At 50.8% G+C, this 18,617-nt stretch carries 15 protein-coding genes and 1 tRNA gene; 7 read left to right on the plus strand and 9 right to left on the minus strand.

The window, feature by feature from the left end; translation table 11 throughout:
* Nucleotides 1–21: 21 nt before the first annotated feature.
* Complete coding sequence (locus PsW74_RS15035; RefSeq protein ID WP_063288797.1) at nt 22–1,308, plus strand: nucleotide sugar dehydrogenase; 1,287 nt, start codon at nt 22–24, stop codon at nt 1,306–1,308.
* Between the two features lie 56 nt (nt 1,309–1,364).
* On the opposite strand, the gene tgt is transcribed toward PsW74_RS15035, so the two are convergent.
* The 6 genes from tgt to gyrA all read right to left on the minus strand — a co-directional run bounded on the left by tgt (nt 1,365) and on the right by gyrA (nt 8,741).
* Complete coding sequence (gene tgt, locus PsW74_RS15040; RefSeq protein WP_063288798.1) at nt 1,365–2,546, minus strand: tRNA guanosine(34) transglycosylase Tgt; 1,182 nt, start codon at nt 2,544–2,546, stop codon at nt 1,365–1,367.
* A complete protein-coding gene (gene queA, locus PsW74_RS15045) occupies nt 2,543–3,628 on the minus strand; it encodes a tRNA preQ1(34) S-adenosylmethionine ribosyltransferase-isomerase QueA (RefSeq protein WP_063288799.1) in 1,086 nt (361 codons plus the stop codon). Before queA ends, tgt begins: the two co-directional genes overlap by 4 nt.
* Before the next feature lie 273 nt (nt 3,629–3,901).
* The gene (locus tag PsW74_RS15050) at nt 3,902–4,363 is read right to left on the minus strand and encodes a peptidylprolyl isomerase (RefSeq protein ID WP_093521872.1); all 462 of its coding nucleotides are present in this window, start codon (nt 4,361–4,363) and stop codon (nt 3,902–3,904) included.
* Between the two features lie 55 nt (nt 4,364–4,418).
* Nucleotides 4,419–4,925 (minus strand): peptidylprolyl isomerase, encoded by a 507-nt coding sequence (locus PsW74_RS15055; RefSeq protein ID WP_063288896.1) that lies wholly within the window; start codon nt 4,923–4,925, stop codon nt 4,419–4,421.
* Between the two features lie 198 nt (nt 4,926–5,123).
* Nucleotides 5,124–5,627 (minus strand): pantetheine-phosphate adenylyltransferase, encoded by a 504-nt coding sequence (coaD, locus tag PsW74_RS15060; protein ID WP_063288800.1) that lies wholly within the window; start codon nt 5,625–5,627, stop codon nt 5,124–5,126.
* A gap of 315 nt (nt 5,628–5,942) precedes the next feature.
* Entirely contained in the window at nt 5,943–8,741 is a 2,799-nt protein-coding gene (gyrA, locus tag PsW74_RS15065; RefSeq protein ID WP_063288801.1) for a DNA gyrase subunit A, read from the minus strand.
* Nucleotides 8,742–9,074: 333 nt separating this feature from the next.
* Between gyrA and PsW74_RS15070 the strand changes: the two genes are divergently transcribed.
* From PsW74_RS15070 to galE, 3 genes are all read left to right on the plus strand, one after another.
* On the plus strand, nt 9,075–9,707 hold the full coding sequence (locus tag PsW74_RS15070; protein ID WP_057466267.1) for a MarC family protein: 633 nt from the start codon (nt 9,075–9,077) through the stop codon (nt 9,705–9,707).
* A 111-nt stretch (nt 9,708–9,818) separates the two neighbouring features.
* The gene (locus PsW74_RS15075; RefSeq protein WP_063288802.1) at nt 9,819–10,751 is read left to right on the plus strand and encodes a cation diffusion facilitator family transporter; all 933 of its coding nucleotides are present in this window, start codon (nt 9,819–9,821) and stop codon (nt 10,749–10,751) included.
* Nucleotides 10,752–10,820: 69 nt separating this feature from the next.
* Nucleotides 10,821–11,810, plus strand: a complete 990-nt coding sequence (gene galE / locus PsW74_RS15080) for a UDP-glucose 4-epimerase GalE (RefSeq protein ID WP_082830583.1) — start codon at nt 10,821–10,823, stop codon at nt 11,808–11,810.
* Between the two features lie 64 nt (nt 11,811–11,874).
* Here galE and PsW74_RS15085 read toward each other — a convergent pair whose 3' ends face one another.
* Both PsW74_RS15085 and PsW74_RS15090 read right to left on the minus strand, forming a co-directional pair.
* Nucleotides 11,875–12,312: a DUF192 domain-containing protein gene (locus PsW74_RS15085; RefSeq protein ID WP_082830584.1), complete on the minus strand. Its 438-nt coding sequence runs from the start codon at nt 12,310–12,312 to the stop codon at nt 11,875–11,877.
* Nucleotides 12,313–12,428: 116 nt separating this feature from the next.
* Nucleotides 12,429–13,010, minus strand: coding sequence for a cold-shock protein (locus tag PsW74_RS15090; RefSeq protein WP_057466310.1), 582 nt, complete (start codon nt 13,008–13,010; stop codon nt 12,429–12,431).
* Nucleotides 13,011–13,427: 417 nt separating this feature from the next.
* Here PsW74_RS15090 and PsW74_RS15095 point away from each other — a divergent pair, with 417 nt between their 5' ends.
* Both PsW74_RS15095 and PsW74_RS15100 read left to right on the plus strand, forming a co-directional pair.
* Entirely contained in the window at nt 13,428–13,868 is a 441-nt protein-coding gene (locus PsW74_RS15095) for a VOC family protein (protein ID WP_057466264.1), read from the plus strand.
* Between the two features lie 190 nt (nt 13,869–14,058).
* Nucleotides 14,059–14,133: transfer RNA gene (locus PsW74_RS15100), tRNA-Glu, on the plus strand.
* Between the two features lie 267 nt (nt 14,134–14,400).
* On the opposite strand, the gene PsW74_RS15105 is transcribed toward PsW74_RS15100, so the two are convergent.
* Nucleotides 14,401–14,958, minus strand: coding sequence for a single-stranded DNA-binding protein (locus tag PsW74_RS15105; protein WP_063288804.1), 558 nt, complete (start codon nt 14,956–14,958; stop codon nt 14,401–14,403).
* A gap of 401 nt (nt 14,959–15,359) precedes the next feature.
* Between PsW74_RS15105 and uvrA the strand changes: the two genes are divergently transcribed.
* On the plus strand, nt 15,360–18,293 hold the full coding sequence (gene uvrA, locus PsW74_RS15110; RefSeq protein WP_063288805.1) for an excinuclease ABC subunit UvrA: 2,934 nt from the start codon (nt 15,360–15,362) through the stop codon (nt 18,291–18,293).
* Nucleotides 18,294–18,617: the final 324 nt, after the last annotated feature.

Raw genomic sequence — 18,617 nt, forward strand, 5'->3', positions numbered from 1 at the left:
GACATCCCAAGGTGCCATTTTATGGAAGAAATCGTCTCAGTTGTCGGGCTTGGCTATGTAGGCTTGCCTGTTGCTTGTGCGCTGGCGCATGCAGGTATCAAAACCATTGGTTACGACATAGATCGTCACCGGGTCCAAGAGCTTCTCGAGGGAAATGATAGAACTGCCTCTGTCAGCAAGACGGTTCTTTCTTCCAAAAACCTAACGCTCACGTATTCCGCGCCTGATATCAGACAGGCGCGGATCCACATCGTTGCAGTTCCCACTCCAATAAACATCTCCAAACGCCCTGATCTCGGCCCAATAAAAAAAGCATCAAAAATCGTTGGGGCCTTCATGAAGCCCAACGACATCGTAGTGTTCGAATCTACAGTTTATCCCGGCGCCACCGAAGAGATCGCGATCCCCCTTTTGCAACGAGAGTCCGGTCTGCGATTTCAGAAGGATTTCCAGATTGGATACTCACCCGAGCGGATCAATCCCGGCGACAAAAAACACACACTTTCCAACCTGCTCAAAATCGTTTCAGCCAGTTCAGAAGATGCACTTGAAACACTGGCGGAGCTTTATGGAAAGATCGTCAAAGCAGGTGTTTACAAAGCCTCATCCATTAAAGTCGCTGAAGCTGCAAAGGTCATTGAAAATACACAACGTGATTTGAACATAGCGCTCATGAATGAGCTCTCCATGCTATTCCATGCCATGGATATCGATACACGCGATGTACTGGAAGGCGCTTCAACCAAATGGAACTTTCTGCCATTTCATCCCGGCTTAGTCGGCGGACACTGTATCGGCGTTGACCCTTACTACCTGACAGATAAAGCACATCAGCTTGGCTTCTCCCCTCAGGTTATCCTTGCAGGGCGAGGCACTAATGAAAGCATGAGTAGATTCATTGCAACAGAAGTCATTCAGGGGTGCGTAAAGCTTGCACGCCCCATGCCACCCCGTATTGCCATATTAGGCATCACATACAAAGCAGACGTGCCCGATACACGAAATTCTAAAGTAATCGACCTGATTAGAGAGTTAGAACGCTTCGGTGCCCATATCTTCGCTGTCGATCCTTTAGCCGATCCTGAGCACACGAAAGAGCACTTTGGCGTCGAACTCTACCAGGAAACTCCACCGGGTGACTGTGATGCAGTTATTCTGGCAGTTCCCCATCATGCTTTCTTCGAGAACGAAGAACCCTGGCATGTGATGGAGCGGTATTTAAGTGCAGAAAAAGTCTTTGTCGCCGATCTTCATGGTCTCTTGGAAAGGGAGAAGACACCAGAGCATGTACTTCTATGGCGCCTATAGAAAAGGCTTGGGCATTCTCACACCCAAGCCTTCGTAGCTTTTATATTCGCTGAACCCTATGACCAAACATAAGGTTCCATGTCGCCACGTGCCCAATCTTCTTTGGTCTGCTGGCGGAATTCTTCAAACCGACCTTCATCAATCGCATCACGGATGCCCTGCATCAGGTACTGGTAGTAAGCAAGGTTGTTCCAGGTCAACAGCATCGCAGCCAGACCTTCATTCACACGCACCAGATGGTGTAGGTAAGCTCGGGAGTATTTTGAAGTTGCTTCACAGTTGGAATGCTCATCCAACGGACGCGGGTCTTCAGAATGGCGCGCATTCTTCAGATTCACTTTACCAAATCGGGTATAGGCCAATCCATGACGGCCAGCACGGGTTGGCATCACACAGTCAAACTGATCAATACCACGCGCGACACTTTCCAGAATATCTTCTGGTGTGCCAACACCCATCAGATAACGCGGCTTGTCCTTTGGCATCGCAGGCGTCGTGATCTCTAACATCTTCAGCATGACAGCCTGAGGCTCACCAACGGCCAGACCACCAACGGAATAACCTTCCATCGGAAGCTCACCAAGTCGCTGAGCAGATTCAACGCGCAGATCCGGCACGTCACCGCCCTGAACAATACCGTAAAGGCCCTGCCCCTTTTCTGGGCCACCCATCTTCTCAAACTGAGCACGGGAGCGTTCAGCCCAACGCAAAGACAATTGCATGGCGCGCTCAACTTCATCCCGCTCAGCAGGAAGAGCAATACACTCATCAAGCTGCATCTGGATATCAGAACCAAGCAGGCCCTGAATTTCAACAGAACGCTCCGGGCTCATGAAATGCTTTGATCCATCATGGTGAGACGAGAAGGTTACGCCTTCTTCTGTCATCTTGCGAAGACCAGACAAGGACATCACCTGGAACCCACCAGAGTCTGTCAGGATCGTGTGATCCCATCCCATAAATTTGTGCAGGCCACCAAGTTTGGCAATCCGCTCAGCAGTCGGGCGCAGCATCAAATGGTATGTGTTACCGAGAACAACATCCGCCCCCAGATCACGCACCTGCTGCGGATACATAGCCTTTACAGTCGCCTGTGTACCAACCGGCATAAACGCAGGTGTACGAACCTTGCCGTGCGACGTTGTAATTTCACCGCGGCGCGCCATGCCATCTGTTTTCAGCAGCTTGAAGGAAAACGGCTTGGTGCCCTGCTGTGTTTCACGAGATGTTTCGGTCATTTGGAAGCCTTCTTGAACAGCAGCGAGCTGTCTCCATAACTGTAAAAACGATAGCCAGTGCTGATCGCATGCTCATAAGCAGCGCGCATTTCGTCCATACCACTCAGTGCACTCACAAGCATAAACAGCGTTGAGCGCGGTAAATGGAAGTTGGTCATCAGCGCATCAATGGCTTTGAACTGATAGCCGGGTGTAATAAAAATGTCGGTGCTCTGAGAAATCGGGTTAATCACGCCATCTTCAGAAACTGAGCTCTCAAGAATGCGCAGTGAAGTTGTACCAACAGAAACAATCTTGTTGCCACGGGCGCGCACAGCGTTGAGCGCTGCAGCTGTCTCACCGCTGATCTCGCCATACTCAAAGTGCATTTTATGGTCTTCAGTCTTGTCGGCCTTGACTGGCAAAAACGTGCCAGCGCCCACATGAAGCGTCACAAAGTGCTTCTCAACACCGCGCTCTTCAAGGGCAGCAAACAATTGATCTGTAAAATGCAAACCAGCAGTGGGTGCAGCAACAGCACCCTCATATTTTGCGTAGATGGTTTGATAATCTTTGCGGTCCTGATCATCTTCAGCCCGCTTAGCTGCAATGTATGGCGGCAGCGGAATGTGCCCCACCTGTGCAATCGCAGCATCCAGCTCACCGGCAGAACGGTCAAACTCAAACAGAATATCGCCAGCCTCAGATTTCTCAGCCACAACAGCAGAAAGCTCTGCAGTATCTTTACTTTCCTCATCAAAAGCAAAACGAACAGTATCGCCAACTTTCAGTTTCTTAGCTGGACGAACAAAGGCACGCCATTCCTTCGCACTGGCACGCTGGTGCAATGTCACACCAACTTTTGCCGTCACGCCATCACGCGAGCGGAAGCCAAGCAGCTGTGCCGGAATAACTTTTGTATCATTAAAGACGAGCGCATCACCCGGCTCTAAAAGGTCAGGTAGAGACAGCACCTGATCATCTGTCAGCAGTTGCTCACCATCAGGGCGCACCACCAACATCCGTGAACTATCACGCGGAACTGCCGGGCGGAGCGCAATGTTTTCCGGTGGCAGATCAAAATCAAAATCATCAACCAGCATAGGGTATCCAGTTTTACAAAACAGCAAATCAGCGCCGCACAGTATGTGGTCGCCATCTCCGTGCTGTCTTATTGGAATTATTGCCAAATCCGTTTGTAGTCTGCAGGCCTTGCTGTCACCTGTCCCGCAGTCAAACGATTGAAGCCAGAGGGAGATACCCCCTGACGCGATTTAGGTCAACCTGTTTAGAAGAGCGCTGCGTCCATTTGCATGGCCCCAACAAAAAGGCTCGGCAAATTGCCGAGCCTTTCATAATTCGCAGTGCGTTCGCTATTAAGCGTCCGCAGCAACCTTCAAAGAGACAATCTTATCTGGGTTGGAAACAGGCTCACCACGTTTGATCTTGTCAACGTTGTCCATACCTTCAACAACCTGACCCCATGCGGTGTACTGACCGTCGAGCCAGGATGCATCGCCGAAGCAGATGAAGAACTGGCTGTCGCCAGAGTTTGGATCCATAGAGCGAGCCATGGAGCATGTGCCGCGAACGTGTTTCGCATCGTTGAACTCAGCTTTCAGCTTCTTGCCGGAGCCGCCAGTACCTGTGCCCTGTGGGCAGCCGGTCTGAGCCATGAAGCCGTCAATCACACGGTGGAACACGATGCCGTCGTAAAAACCTTCACGTGCGAGCTCTTTAATACGAGCAACGTGGTTAGGTGCCAGGTCAGGACGCAGTTCAATAACAACGTTACCCTGAGTGGTTTCCAGCAGCAGTGTGTTTTCTGGATCTTTGATATCAGCCACGGGACTGTCCTTTATCTTAGAATAAGTCTGAGTGCAGACATAGCCTCTACTTGGCGTCTGCCGCAACCTGCATTTTGATGATCTTATCAGGGTTACGAACAGGTTCGCCGCGTTTGATCTTGTCTACAGCGTCCATTCCGGAAACCACGTCACCAAATACGGTGTACTGACCATCAAGCCAGGACCCATCATTGAACATGATGAAGAACTGAGAGTTCGCACTGTTCGGGCTGCGGGAACGTGCCATGCCAAGAGTACCGCGCTTGAACGGAGCCTTGGAGAACTCAGCTTTCAGGTCAGGCATTTCAGAGCCGCCCATGCCTGTGCCGGTTGGGTCGCCAGTCTGCGCCATGAAGCCATCAATCACTCGATGGAATACGATGCCATCATAAAAGCCTTCACGTGTAAGCTGTTTAATACGCTTCACATGCTCAGGTGCAAGATCAGGACGCAGCGCAATTTCAACGCGTCCGTCTTTTAGGTCCAGATAAATCGTGTTTTCAAGATCTTTCGCGCTGGCAGTGAATGGCATCATAAATGCGCCCACAACCATCGCACATGCTGTCAGGATACGTAGCAAGATTTCTGTCCTTGTCTTAGCCAAGGCGTACCTCTCAAACTCCCAATTGGCTTTCGAAAAGAGATACGCACACAAACAAAATTTAGCGGGTGTTATGTGATTGCACATAAACGCGACGCGCTAAAAAAGTCTAACCCTATCAAATAGGCAGTCTTTTCTGTTGCGTTGTTTTTAAGCAATCTCAAAGCGCTTTTTAAGCGCAGCCTCAACACACTTGGGGACAAACGAACTGTAATCTCCCCCCATCTTTGCAATCTGGCGCACCAGTGTAGCCGCAATGGGGCGCATCACTGGTGAGCTTGGAAAAAATACGGTCTTGATGTCAGATGCCATCGCCCCATTCATTCCAGCCATCTGCATTTCATAATTGAGATCAGTCGAGTCTCGAAGTCCGCGCACCAGAATATTAGAGCCATGCTCTCGCGCTGCATCCACTACCAGCCCAGTAAAGGAGACTGTACGAATACGAGCAGCATTTTCTGCACCAAACTGCTCTTCACAAGCAAGGCGGATCAACTCCACACGTTCTTCAAAGGAAAACAACGGAGCCTTGGAAGCCTGAATGCCAATAGCTACAATCACCTCATCAGCCAAAACCAATGATTGCTCCAGAATGTCCAGATGACCGTGTGTCATAGGATCAAAAGACCCCGGATAAAGTGCAATGCGCTTCATATAATCTCTCGCGTCACAAATGCCTCTCCCCATAAGCATCATAAATGACACTTACCTTTTGGGCTTTGGCGAGATTGAACCCATTTTACCCATGCGTTTCAAGCTATTTCTGACAATTAGGCCATACCATTTAGGACAGATCATGCAGAATTGGATCGATAGTTGGATCTACCCAAGACGTGCTTCTAGAAAAGCACAATGAAAGCCTTCAAATCTATATCACTCACAAAATTGCAGTTCCCTCTCCCAGAATAAAATAGCCAGAAACAAAAAAGGCGGAGCACATGCCCCGCCTTTTTCTAGAATCTACATCACCTACTCAGTGCTTGGCACTTCACCACCGTCACCCTCAGGTGTCGGAGCAGCGCTCTCTGCGTCTGCCCCTCCGGTGTCTGTACCGACCTCAACAGCGTCTTCAGGTTCAACATTCTCGTCATCATCAGCTTCACTAATGCGCTCCACTGCAACGACTTGCTCTTCAGCAGAGGTATTGAACACGGTCACACCTTGTGTCGAACGACCTGCAATGCGGATGCCGTTAACTGGGCAACGGATCAGCTGACCACCATCGGTCACCAGCATAATCTCGTCACTGTCCTCACTACGGAAAGACGCAACCAGGCGGCCATTACGATCATTCACCGTCATAGCCGCGATACCCTTACCGCCACGACCGGTGGTACGGTACTCGTACGAGCTGGTGCGCTTGCCATAACCCTTTTCAGAAACAGTAAGAATGACTTCTTCACTCTCGTCCATCTCTTTAAAGCGTTCTTCGGAGATGCCCGCGTCCTCAAAGGACACATTATCTTCTGCTTCCTCACCGCGCATAGCACGGGAAAGCTTCAGATAAGCCGTCCGCTCTTCGGAATCGCACTCAAAGTGACCAAGGATCGTCATGGAGATGACGTGATCACTCTCAGCAAGGTTGATCCCACGAACACCAACGGAGTTACGGCCAGAGAACACACGAACATCCGTTGCCGGGAAGCGAATACACATACCCGACGAGGTCGTCAGCAGAACATCATCGTCTTCCGTTGAAGTCATAACGTTGACGATGCCATCTCCCTCTTCCAACTTCATGGCGATCTTGCCGTTTTTGTTGATCTGAGCGAAGTCTGAAAGCTTGTTCCGGCGGATGGTTCCACGCTTGGTCGCAAACATCACGTCCAGCTCTGCCCATGTTTCCTCATTTTCAGGAAGCGGCAGAATAGAGGTGATGCGCTCACCCTGCTCAAGTGGCAGCATGTTGACCAACGCATTCCCGCGTGCTTGCGGGCTCGCCAACGGCAAACGCCAGACTTTCATCTTGTAGGCAATACCGCGAGACGAAAAGAACAGAACTGGCGTATGCGTATTGGCAACGAATAGACGGGTTACAAAATCTTCGTCTTTCGTCCGCATGCCAGACCGGCCCTTACCGCCACGACGCTGCGCACGATAGGTGTCCAGAGGAACGCGTTTGATGTAGCCGGTATGAGATACGGTCACGACCATATCTTCACGCTGGATCAGATCTTCATCATCCAGATCTCCACCACCATCGGTAATTTCTGTCCGGCGCGGCGTCGCAAACTCATCACGTACTTCTTCAAGCTCGGTACGAACAATCTGAAGAATACGCTCACGGCTACGTAGAATATCAAGATAGTCCTTGATCTCCGTCGCCAGCTTGTCGAGTTCATCGCCAATCTCGTCGCGGCCCAGAGCAGTCAGACGCTGCAAGCGCAGGTCCAGAATGGCGCGAGCCTGATCTTCAGAAAGCTTGAACGTACCATCTTCCTGAATAGCGTAGCGTGGATCATCAATCAGCTGGATCAGCGGCTCGATGTCTTTCGCTGGCCAGTTACGCTCCATCAGCTGACGGCGCGCAGTCGCAGGATCAGGTGCTGTGCGAATAAGATGAATAACATCATCAATGTTGGCAGTCGCAACAGCCAAACCTACGAGAACATGAGCACGATCACGCGCTTTATTCAGAAGGAACCGGGTCCGGCGACCAATAACCTCTTCACGGAAAGCAATAAACGCTTTCAGCATATCCTGCAGTGCAAGCTGCTCAGGACGGCCACCATTAAGAGCCACCACGTTACAGCCAAAGCTCTGTTGAAGCTGAGAGTAACGATAGAGTTGGTTCAGGATAACATCAGGAACCGCGTCACGCTTCAGCTCAATAACTACGCGCATACCACGACGATCTGATTCGTCGCGAATGTCAGAGATGCCCTCAATCCGCTTTTCACGAACAAGCTCTGCGATCTTTTCGATCATAGAGGATTTGTTCACCTGATAAGGGATTTCAGTGACAATCAATGCCATACGGCCTGAGCGAATTTCTTCTGTCTCAACCCGGCTGCGCATAAGAACGGAACCACGTCCGGTCTCATAAGCTGATTTGATGCCAGCACGGCCAAGAATAATACCACCGGTCGGGAAGTCCGGACCCGGGATAATCTCCATCAGCTCTGGCAGAGTGATTTCAGGGCGCTCGATCATTGCGATCGTGCCATCAATCACTTCACCCATGTTATGCGGCGGAATATTGGTCGCCATACCAACAGCAATACCGCCAGCACCGTTTACCAGTAGGTTCGGATAGCGTGCTGGGAGAACTTCAGGTTCCGTCTCGGAGCCATCGTAGTTCTCATTGAAGTTCACCGTATCTTTGTCGATATCGGAAAGCTGTGTCTGAGCAACTTTTTCGAGGCGACACTCTGTGTAACGCATCGCTGCAGCACGGTCACCATCAACCGAGCCAAAGTTGCCCTGCCCATTAATGAGTGGCAGGCGCATGGAAAAATTCTGCGCCATACGAACAAGAGCATCATAAATCGCACTATCACCATGTGGGTGATATTTACCCATAACGTCACCAACGACGCGGGCGGATTTACGATAGGGCTTGTTCCACTCATATCCGTTTTCATGCATAGAATACAGAATGCGGCGGTGAACCGGCTTCAAACCATCACGAACATCGGGAAGCGCACGGCTCACAATCACGCTCATTGCGTAATCGAGATAGCTGCGCTTCATTTCATCTGTGATAGAGACGGGCCGAATGTCGCTAGGTAGGCCACCTGGTGGTGTACTTAAGTCCTGATCTGCCAAGGATTATTCTCATCAATTTTAAGTCAGAATTCCTAGCCTTTATAGCCGATTCAAACCGCAGAACCAAACGCCACAAGCCCTGAAAAGACACCTAATAACAACTACCTTACCCCACGGCCTCATCGACCACTGGTTACTAGGCCTTTCTACACAGTTTCGTTGCTCAAAAGCATCGCTCTTCCTCATAAAAATACTAAGCTATACGCAGGCAGTGCAAAATCCTATCAAACTCTTGCCAAATACAACATTGTCTGGTAGCGCCCTCTCAAGAACCGCAGAAATGCGGGTAAAAGCGCCCAAAGATGGGCTAAACCACATACAAGGTAAAGCGCAATGCTCATTGAGTTCCTCATCAATGCATTTGCCATGCTGTTTGTCACCATCGACCCGATTGGTCTGGCACCAATTTTTCTGGCCGTAACCGCCGGGGCAAGCAGTGTTGAGCGCCGTCAGATCGCGATTAAGGCCATAGTCATTTCTGGCATCACGCTCCTGGCATTTTTCTTTGCCGGACGCCAGCTTCTGGAAGTTCTCGGCATCTCTCAGGCTGCATTTAAGGTTGCAGGCGGCCTTCTGCTCTTCATCATTGCAACTGAGATGGTGTTCGAACATCGCCAGAAGCGTAAAGCTGAAAGTGCGGAAAAGGTTGTCGAACAGGAAGACCTGTCTCAGACAGCAGTGTTCCCGCTAGCTATTCCGCTCATTGCAGGTCCGGCAACTATCTCTGCAATCATCCTGCTCGCCGGTCAGGCACCAGGCTTTGCTGGCCAGATGAGCCTGATCGCAGTCCTTCTGTCTGTGCTCGCACTCAGCTTCTTCGTGTTTCTGCTGGCAGCACGCATCGATAAACTGCTCGGTTCCACAGTTCAGCTCATCATCACCCGTCTTTTTGGTGTGATCCTCGCAGCGCTGTCCGTTCAGTTCGTTGCAGACGGCATCTTCTCGTTAATCGAGATGCATTCATAATTCAGGTGAGCGCCCATACCTCTTGTGGGCGCTCTTCTCCCCAAATGAGTTAAAGCTTGCAGTCCCAAATCCCCTTCGTAAAGTCACCCTTGTATTTCACGGAGGATTCGAATGGCTGCCCACGGCTCAAAAAAAGTGATTTTCGCCGCCCTTGCTGGCAACACACTCATTTCAATCACCAAATTTGCTGCCGCAGCCTATACCGGGTCTGCCGCAATGCTGTCCGAAGGCATTCACTCGCTCGTTGATACAGGAAACCAGGGCCTGCTGCTGCTTGGCATGAAGCGCGCTGAAAAACCTGCAGATGAAAAACACCCGTTCGGATACGGCTCAGAAATTTACTTCTGGGCATTTGTCGTCGCCATCATGATTTTCGCCGTTGGTGCAGGGATTTCGCTCTACGAAGGCATTCAGAAAATTCTCAATCCTCACCCGATTGAATCTGCCCTGATCGCTTACATCGTCCTTGGACTCGCAATCATTTTTGAAGGCTGGGCCTGGATGGTCGCCTACAAAGAGTTCAAAAAAACCAAAGGCAAGCGCCCTTTCCTTGCCGCTGTGCGCGACAGCAAAGACCCAACAGTTTTCACTGTACTTTTCGAAGATACAGCCGCAATGCTTGGCCTGCTCGTAGCATTTGCCGGCATCTACGGCGCTCAAGCTTTGGGCATTGCATGGCTGGACGGAGCAGCCTCTGTCTTAATTGGCCTCATCCTCGCAGGCACAGCTTTTGTACTGGCACTGGAAACCAAAGGCCTCCTCATCGGCGAAAGCGCTTCTGACGAACTTGTTGCTTCCGTACGAGAAATTCTACAAGCACCCGCAGCCGTCAAAGGCGTGAATGAAATCCGCACCCTGCACCTGGGCCCAAATGACGTCCTTCTCGCAGCCTCGCTGGATTTCGAAGACGCTCTGACAGCAGGCGCAGTTGAAGAAGTCATCTTCTCACTGGAAGACACTATCAAACGGGCACAACCATTGATCGGACGCGTATTCCTTGAAGTTCAGGCTGCACGCGATCATCAGATTCTTGAGGGCGAGTAGTTTATCCGCCTAGTGACACACAGATTAGACCCTTAAGAAGCTTACATACTAAGAATTTTGGAGCAGACAATGACCATACTTGTAACAGGCGGCTGCGGATATATTGGAAGCCACATGACGTGGTGTCTTCACGACGCGAGAGAGGATTTTGTCGTCATAGACAATCTGTCCACGGGCTTCGATTGGGCCATCCCGCAGAGCACCAAGCTTTACGAAGGCGAAATCACAGACCTTGATCTGCTCCAGACAATCTTCCGCAACCACGACATCTGTGCGGTCATTCACTTCGCGGGCTCAATTATCGTCCCAGAATCCGTCTCTAACCCACTGAAATATTATGAGAATAACACAGCAGCTTCACGCACATTAATTGAAGCCTGTGTGAAGAATGGCATCAAGCATTTCATCTTCTCATCAACCGCAGCAGTTTATGGTGATCCAGAAGTTATTCCAGTTTCTGAAGACACCCCCTTAAATCCCTTAAGCCCCTACGGCACTTCAAAGTTAATGACAGAACTTATGTTGCGCGACACGGCCGCCGCCCACGAGTTCAAATACACGGCTCTACGCTATTTTAATGTGGCAGGCGCTGATCCGGAAGGTCGCACTGGCCAGTCCACCAAGAATGCGACACATCTGATCAAAGTGGCCTGCGAAGCTGCCCTCGGTAAGCGCACCCATCTCGGCATTTTTGGCGATGATTTCGACACACCAGATGGGACTGGAGTGCGCGATTACATCCACGTTTCCGACCTTGCAAGCGCACATTACCTCGCCCTAAAACGCCTGCGCGATGGCGGAGATAGCATTATCATGAACGCAGGCTACGGTGACGGCTACTCAGTCCTTCAGGTCATCAACGCTGTGAAAGCCGTATCAGACGTTAATTTTGAGGTGAAAAAAGAGCCGCGCCGTGCTGGCGACTCTCCAAAAGTTGTCGCAGACAACTCCAGAATCATGAGCAATCTGGAATGGAAGCCACGCTTTGATGACCTGCCAACAATCGTAAAACATGCGCTGGATTGGGAGAAAAAGCTCCAATTCAAAAACAGCCTTTAACCGTTATTGCGCCGGCTGAACTCCTCAGTCGGCACACTTTTCTGCGAAGCACTAAACGCTTCATCTATGGGATACGGATAACGCGATCTCCGGGCTGAATACCCAATTCAGCCGCGCGCCCAGCCACCACCTCTAAAACATATTGAGCAGGCAAACCGGAAGGAATAATCTCTTTCGAGTACGGCACTGTATTCGCAGCAATGCTTTTAATTTTATAATCAGACCCGATGAAAATGATATCGAGCGAAGTCGGCGTATTCTTCATCCAGAAGTACTGAAGACCCGACTGCGGGAAAATGAACAGCATCCCCTGATCAGCTGTCAGATCCGTTCGGCCCATCAAGCCTTGAGCTCTATCATCAGGCGTTTCAGCGACCTCAACTTGGAACTCATGCGTTCCATTGGCACTACGCACTTCAAGAATTTCAGTTCTCATACCTGCAGCGACCGTCGATGTCATACCTAGCAAAATAAAAATGAATGCAATTCGAAGAACCGTCATATAGCCCTAAACCTCGTTTTCTTTAGCTTTGAGCCAAAGAAAAACCCTTGGCAAGTCACCAAGGGCTTAAAACTAGCAAATCTCAGGAATGTGATCTGAAAACGATCAGCCTCTCGTCAGTGAGATGCCGGAATGTGAGTACCACTCCCGACAGGCCGAACTTCCGCAGCCATCTTGCCTTTCGGCCCATCACCAAAGCGCACCTGCACCTTTTGACCAGGCCGCAACTCAGTAATACCGAAACGACGTAGCGTTTCCATATGAATGAAGATATCTTCCGTGCCTTCGCCGCGCGTCAGGAAGCCAAAGCCCTTGACCCGGTTAAACCACTTTACTTCCGCGTCGATAAAGCTACCCTCTGGCGTCACCTGCACGTGCGTCCGAGAAGGTGGCAGCTGAGAAGGATGAACCGCATAACTCTCATCCATGGAAAGAATGCGCATAGCCTGCAATCCGCGCGGACGATTAAGAACCTCGCAAACAACACGCGCGCCTTCATACGCCGTCTGATAGCCGTCTCTGCGCAAGCATGTAACATGCAACAAGACGTCAGGCAGATCGTCTTCCGGCTCTACAAAACCATAGCCTTTACCAATATCAAACCACTTGATTGTTCCTGCCACTTGAAGAACATCTAAGGCTGTATCGTCAACCAGGTCCTCGACAGAGCCTAACTGAGGCGCCGTTTTTACCACCATGATGAATGCCCCGAAATTTGCCGCATCTGAAATGTAACGCTCGATCAAAACCGAACACCACTTGATTCCACAAAAAGAATATCATTACGCCCGACGGCAAAAAGGTAAAAAATTAACAAAGAGCTAAATGATCCCCCATTGATTTGGTTAGTGTTGTCCTATCAACACCATTTACCTGAAGTTTGGAGGGGGTATAGCTAACACTACTGAAGATTTTATCCCATGAATCCCCGCGTTACTTTCAAAGTCTCCGCTTGTCATCAGATACACACTATTGCGAAGCATACCTTGCATATTCAGAATTCAGAAATACTAGGCACCCTTCCCTCCTAGCTTTTTTCGCGCTAGCTTCGGCCAACTTCAACCTCTGCTGGTTCCCACTTCATAGAGCCAATCCCATAAAAGAAAGAGTTCGACATGCGTTATCTACACACCATGGTCCGCGTTAAAGATCTTGATGAATCCCTGAAGTTTTATTGCAGTATCTTTGGGCTGGAAGAAGTTCGCCGTCACGAAAGCGAAGCTGGCCGCTTCACGCTTGTCTTCCTGGCTGCGCCTGAAGACAAAGAAAGCTTCAGCGCATCTTCCGCACCAGCACTCGAGCTAACATACAACTGGGATCCGGAAGAGTACGCCGGAGGTCGCAACTTCGGCCACCTCGCCTATGAAGTCGACAATATCTATGAGACCTGCGAAAAGCTTCAAGCCTCTGGGATCACAATCAACCGACCACCACGCGACGGCCGTATGGCATTCATTGTTTCTCCAGATGGAATTTCCATTGAGCTTTTGCAAAAAGGTGGAAGCCTTGAACCAGCTGAGCCATGGCTTTCCATGGGCAACACCGGCAGCTGGTAATTTCAGCACAAGCATTTCAGCGCCTCAATTTCGAGTGAGGCGCTGAAATCTAACAATAATTAAGAAAAGAATAGACTAAATCCATATTTGTGGATTGTTTGAATTATAAAATTTTAAGCACTAGACAATATCCTACTGAAAACTTATAAGCCTCCTCACAGCGCGCCAAATTGCGCAAATGCTGTAGAGTGCGCCCATCGTCTAGCGGTTAGGACGCCGCCCTTTCACGGCGGAAACAGGGGTTCGATTCCCCTTGGGCGTACCAATTCTCTCCTTAAATTTATTTGTTTTGCTAACATCGCATCTTCATGCGTTGTTTCTCTATTATTTTGAGAGCAAGTACTGACGACACATCTCTGCGAACGAGCTCCCCAATCCTCATAGCCGCGACCAGTCCACTTAAGCCCAAGTAAAGTCGAAAGATAAGACTTTTACCCACGTCACTCTCTGAGCAAGACCTCACACCGGAACACAAAAAAGCCCGGCAGTGAACCTGCGCTCACTCCGGGCCATCTTGAATTGCATGCTTGGCTTAGAACGGAATTTCGTCGTCCATTCCGCCGCCGAAGCCGCCAGATGGTGCTTGACCACCTCCGCTGCCACCGCCGAAGCCGCCGCCCTGATTGCTGGAGCCGCCACCACCAAAGCCACCGCCCTGATCGTATCCGCCGCCACCGCCGCCGCTGCCGCCGAAGCCACCGGACTGGCCACCCTGGCCGCCTGCACCACCGCCTTCGCCGCGACCATCAAGCATAGTCAGCGTAGAGTTGAAGCCCTGCAAAACGATCTCGGTGGAGTATTTATCCTGGCCGCTCTGGTCCTGCCATTTGCGAGTTTGCAACTGACCTTCGATGTAAACCTTGGAGCCTTTGCGCAGGAATTGCTCGGCAACCTTTGCTAGACCTTCATTAAACACAACAACACGGTGCCATTCGGTCCGCTCACGGCGCTCGCCGCTATTACGGTCACGCCAGCTCTCCGAAGTAGCGATACGCAAGTTGACGATCGGACGACCGTCCTGCGTACGGCGAATTTCCGGATCTGCGCCCAAATTTCCAACCAAAATGACTTTATTGACGCTACCGGCCATTGAATTACTCCTAAGTCTGAACCCACCCAAAGTTTAAGCGAGTTAAGTTGGCAAGTAACCTATGCTCCGCGCTCTACAATTCAAACAGACTTTCTCAAACCCGCGGTGGTTGTCCACATTTCCTAGGCTTTCAGTCGGAATATCAGGCGCCCGCAAGCAAGGCTCTCTGCTCGTTCTATTTTTGTTCCGATACAATGCCTTGCAAAACTGCCAAGTTCAACTCTCAATTTTTCTAAAAGACAAATTTACGAGAGCAAACTCAAAAAGGCTTGCTCCTTAAAATTGTTCCGTTTATGTTCCACCTGATTTCCAGCGCTCATTCTCCTGCATTTTGAGGATCGCGCCCAGACCTGTTTTGCTTTTTATATGCGAACTCGGTATCCGTGATAAAGGACAGTTCCATGGCGAAGTCGCCAACACATGACACACAAAATACTCCCGCGCGCGCAGACCTTATGAAGCAGATCACTGTACGTGGCGCTCGCGAACATAACTTGAAGAATGTGGACCTGGATCTTCCACGAGACAGTCTGATCGTCATGACTGGCCTGTCCGGCTCGGGCAAATCTTCTCTTGCCTTCGATACGATTTACGCTGAAGGGCAGCGCCGCTACGTTGAAAGCCTGAGCGCTTACGCCCGCCAGTTCCTTGAAATGATGCAGAAACCGGACGTAGATCAGATCGACGGCCTGTCACCTGCAATCTCCATTGAGCAGAAGACTACCTCAAAAAACCCACGCTCCACAGTCGGCACAGTCACAGAAATTTATGACTATATGCGCCTTCTATTCGCGCGCGTAGGCATTCCATACTCACCGGCAACGGGCCTTCCAATTGAAAGTCAAACCGTCTCCCAAATGGTAGACCGAATTCTGACATTGGAAGAAGGAACCCGCCTTTACCTGCTGGCCCCAATCGTGCGTGGCCGCAAAGGCGAGTATAGAAAAGAACTCGCTGAGCTCATGAAAAAGGGCTTCCAGCGCGTAAAAGTTGACGGCGAGTATTATGAAATCGCCGATGCGCCCACTCTGGATAAGAAGTTCAAACACGATATTGATGTCGTTGTTGACCGTATCGTTGTGCGCGAAGACATGGCTGGCCGCCTGGCAGATTCTCTAGAAACCGCACTGGAGCTGGCCGAAGGCCTCGCTACCGTTGAGTTTGCAGATCAGCAGGATGAAAAAGGCAAAGCAAAGCAGCTCATTTTCTCTGAAAAGTTCGCTTGCCCGGTGTCCGGCTTCACCATCCCGGAGATTGAACCGCGTCTGTTCTCGTTCAACAACCCGTTTGGCGCATGCCCGACTTGCGATGGTCTCGGCACAAAACTGGCGTTTGAAGCCGAACTCGTTGTACCGGACCAAACCCTGTCCCTTCGAGGCGGCGCGATCCTGCCATGGTCAAAAACCGGCTCAACCTCTCCTTATTACACGCAAACACTGGAAGCATTGGCCAAGCATCATAAGCAGCCAATGACCAAAGCCTGGAAAGACCTTCCGGAAGACTTCCGCAATGCGGTGCTATTCGGAACCGGCAACACAAAAGTGCAGTTTGTTTATGATGACGGCACCCGCTCTTACAAAACCGAAAAGCCATTCGAAGGCGTTGTCGGCAACATCGAGCGGCGCTGGCGTGAAACAGATTCTCAGATGGTGCGCGATGAGCTCTCACGCTACCAATCCGACCATGCTTGCGATGCTTGTAAAGGCTACCGCCTCAAGCCTGAGGCTCTTTGCGTCAAAATAGCAGATCGCCATATAGGCGAGATCACAGCCCTTTCCATCAAAACCGCACATGACTGGTTCTCCAGCATTGATGAAAAGCTCTCCGATAAACAAAACGAAATCGCATATCGCATCCTCAAGGAAATCCGTGAGCGCTTGAAGTTCCTCAACGATGTTGGTCTGGAATACCTTTCCATGGACCGCTCTTCCGGAACCTTGTCTGGTGGTGAGAGCCAACGTATTCGCCTGGCCTCCCAGATCGGTTCCGGCCTGACCGGTGTTCTTTATGTTCTGGATGAGCCATCAATCGGCCTGCATCAGCGCGACAATGCCCGCCTTCTGGAAACCTTGAAACACCTGCGTAACTTGGGCAACACCGTTATCGTGGTAGAACACGACGAAGATGCCGTCCTCACCGCGGATTACGTGGTAGATGTGGGTCCGGGCGCAGGTATCCATGGCGGACAAGTAGTTGCCAAAGGCACTCCAGATGAAGTGATGGCCAATCCGGCCTCCCTCACCGGCAAGTACCTTTCCGGCAAAATGAGCATCCCGCAACCAGATGAGCCACGCAAGATTGACAAGAACCGTCAGATCAAGGTGTTCGGCGCACGCGGCAACAACCTCAAAGACGTGAATGCAACCATCCCGCTTGGCACATTCACTTGTGTGACGGGTGTATCTGGTGGCGGTAAATCTACATTCCTCATCGATACCATCTACAAGGCAACCGCTCGCCGCCTCAATGGCGCACGCGACAATCCCGCTCCGCATGACCGGATTGAAGGTCTGGAGCGTCTGGACAAAGTCATCGACATTGATCAGTCCCCAATTGGCAGAACGCCGCGTTCCAACCCGGCAACCTACACAGGCGCCTTCACTCCAATCCGGGAGTGGTTTGCAGGCATGCCGGAAGCGAAAACACGCGGCTACGCTCCGGGTCGCTTCTCCTTCAACGTAAAAGGCGGACGCTGCGAAGCCTGTCAGGGTGACGGTGTTATCAAGATCGAGATGCACTTCCTGCCAGATGTATATGTCACCTGTGATGTGTGTAAGGGCAAGCGCTACAATCGCGAGACACTGGAAGTTCAGTTCAAGGGCAAATCCATTGCAGATGTATTGGACATGACCGTTGAAGAAGCAGCAAGCTTCTTCTCTGCCGTGCCATCCATCCGCGACAAAATGGAAACCCTCGCCCGCGTGGGCCTCGGCTACATCAAGGTCGGTCAGCAGGCCACCACCTTGTCCGGCGGTGAAGCACAACGTGTGAAACTGGCAAAAGAACTTTCCAAACGCTCAACTGGCCGTACGCTCTATATTCTGGACGAACCAACAACCGGTCTCCATTTCCACGATGTCGCCAAGCTGCTCGATGTCCTTCATGAGCTGGTCGATCAGGGCAACACAGTTCTCGTGATCGAACACAATCTGGAAGTGATCAGAACTGCAGATTGGATCCTTGACCTTGGCCCTGAAGGGGGCGACGGCGGCGGAACCATCGTTGCAACCGGCCGTCCACAGGATGTGGCAGAGGTACCAGAGAGCTATACGGGACACTTCCTCAAGGAATTGTTTGAAAGGCGAAGCGCCAGCAAGCTGGACGCAGCAGAATAAAAACCAAATGGCCGGGCACTGTCCCGGTCTTTTTTTTTGCAAAAATCACCGCCCCCAACAGTCTCTTTCCGCGAAAACAACACAAAATACCAACTGGCGCCGATCCACTGCAAACCCCACCCAAAGCCGGCGACACATTGACATATGATTAAGTTTTCAGCGCCAACTGCCTAAAAACAGCACTCCCGGCCCCTCAGGTATGCAGATTTGTACCCCAAATCACAAAACTACCGCACTGCACAATCGTTAATTTTGGCATTTATGTCGTTTTGAAGAATGGTAGCGCCATCATTTGCCATAATGCTATGCATTTTTTGCATATCG

The organism is Pseudovibrio sp. W74, from assembly GCF_001623085.1.
Lineage (GTDB): Bacteria > Pseudomonadota > Alphaproteobacteria > Rhizobiales > Stappiaceae > Pseudovibrio.

Bases quoted from the DNA above. Each gene is read 5' to 3' on its own strand.
- coaD (WP_063288800.1), bottom strand. From the start codon at position 5,627: ATGAAGCGCATTGCACTTTATCCGGGGTCTTTTGATCCTATGACACAC.
- queA (WP_063288799.1), bottom strand. From the start codon at position 3,628: ATGCTGGTTGATGATTTTGATTTTGATCTGCCACCGGAAAACATTGCG.
- PsW74_RS15070 (WP_057466267.1), top strand. From the start codon at position 9,075: ATGCTCATTGAGTTCCTCATCAATGCATTTGCCATGCTGTTTGTCACC.
- PsW74_RS15090 (WP_057466310.1), bottom strand. From the start codon at position 13,010: ATGGTGGTAAAAACGGCGCCTCAGTTAGGCTCTGTCGAGGACCTGGTT.
- PsW74_RS15055 (WP_063288896.1), bottom strand. From the start codon at position 4,925: ATGGTTGTGGGCGCATTTATGATGCCATTCACTGCCAGCGCGAAAGAT.
- PsW74_RS15105 (WP_063288804.1), bottom strand. From the start codon at position 14,958: ATGGCCGGTAGCGTCAATAAAGTCATTTTGGTTGGAAATTTGGGCGCA.
- uvrA (WP_063288805.1), top strand. From the start codon at position 15,360: ATGGCGAAGTCGCCAACACATGACACACAAAATACTCCCGCGCGCGCA.
- PsW74_RS15095 (WP_057466264.1), top strand. From the start codon at position 13,428: ATGCGTTATCTACACACCATGGTCCGCGTTAAAGATCTTGATGAATCC.
- tgt (WP_063288798.1), bottom strand. From the start codon at position 2,546: ATGACCGAAACATCTCGTGAAACACAGCAGGGCACCAAGCCGTTTTCC.
- galE (WP_082830583.1), top strand. From the start codon at position 10,821: ATGACCATACTTGTAACAGGCGGCTGCGGATATATTGGAAGCCACATG.
- PsW74_RS15035 (WP_063288797.1), top strand. From the start codon at position 22: ATGGAAGAAATCGTCTCAGTTGTCGGGCTTGGCTATGTAGGCTTGCCT.
- PsW74_RS15075 (WP_063288802.1), top strand. From the start codon at position 9,819: ATGGCTGCCCACGGCTCAAAAAAAGTGATTTTCGCCGCCCTTGCTGGC.
- PsW74_RS15085 (WP_082830584.1), bottom strand. From the start codon at position 12,312: ATGACGGTTCTTCGAATTGCATTCATTTTTATTTTGCTAGGTATGACA.